At 26.5% G+C, this 1,067-nt stretch carries 2 protein-coding genes; both read right to left on the bottom strand.

Features of this window, described 5'->3' with window-relative positions; translation table 11 throughout:
* Positions 1 to 117: 117 nt before the first annotated feature.
* Positions 118 to 393, bottom strand: coding sequence for a hypothetical protein (locus T335_RS0115375; protein ID WP_026478321.1), 276 nt, complete (start codon positions 391 to 393; stop codon positions 118 to 120).
* A gap of 115 nt (positions 394 to 508) precedes the next feature.
* The gene (locus T335_RS0115370) at positions 509 to 832 is read right to left on the bottom strand and encodes a hypothetical protein (protein WP_026478320.1); all 324 of its coding nucleotides are present in this window, start codon (positions 830 to 832) and stop codon (positions 509 to 511) included.
* Positions 833 to 1,067 lie beyond the last annotated feature (235 nt).

Raw genomic sequence — 1,067 nt, 5'->3', positions numbered from 1 at the left:
AATAAACTAAATTTACTCCAATAAATATTAATATACTTCTCTTATCTATTGATATTTTCATTATTAATACTCCATTTCTAATATAGTTTTAAAATAATTAAAGTAGATCAAAATAATTTATGCGGGTAAGTTAATACCTATCATTCCTAACAAGTATCGAATACCTATATATACTGCAACTATAATTAAATATTTTGCACCGATAAGTACTCCGTTGAAATAGCCAATGTTAGAATCATATTTGCACAAAACTTCAGTAATTCCACCTACTATCCCAATATACATAATAGGACTAAACATAGCTTCTCGATGATTAAAGTACATAAGTACGAAATAGCCTAAATTTACTCCAACAAATATTAATATACTTCTCTTATCTATTGATATTTTCATTAATACTTCTCCATTTCTAATATAGTTTCAAACTCGCTAATCTTCATTTTCATGATGTTATTAATAAGATTAGTGTAGTGTTGGGTATCATCCATATCATTTAAAGATTTTGTTCTTATCTATATTCTCCTAGTTTGAGCATTAACAAAGAAATGACGATTAAAATAATAATTAGTTTGTGTCTTAAACTTCCTTTGATGAAGTCTTTAAATAATGGTATAGCTGCAAACTTGAATGAATATATTAAGAGAGCGCCTATTGGTAATGTCGATATAGCCATAATAGAACATATTCTCAATCTTTCAATGTTATCCATGTCTTTCATGAACTGAAAACCATTAAAGCCTAATAGCAGTAGAATAATTGGGAACATAAACATTATAGCAAAACCGCCAATCATATACATAGTAATCTTTTTAAAAGTTGAAAAAGATAACATTTTAAAGTACCTCCTATATAATTTGCATAACTTGACTTTTAAATTAAATTTATTAATTTCAAGTAGGCTAGGCAGAGGTACCCCTCTGCCTAACTAATTTTTAGTTCTTTTTATATTTAAGGTATTACAGGCGAATAATCTAATAGATCATACAACTCCTCATAGTCCAATTCATTATCTTCTTTATAGAAATAACTACTTACATTATTATAAATTGATCTTAAGTTAAAAAGAA

The sequence above is a fragment of the Alkaliphilus transvaalensis ATCC 700919 genome, from assembly GCF_000621485.1.
Classification (GTDB): Bacteria; Bacillota; Clostridia; order Peptostreptococcales; family Natronincolaceae; genus Alkaliphilus; species Alkaliphilus transvaalensis.
This window is presented reverse-complemented; position numbering and strand designations above follow the sequence as displayed.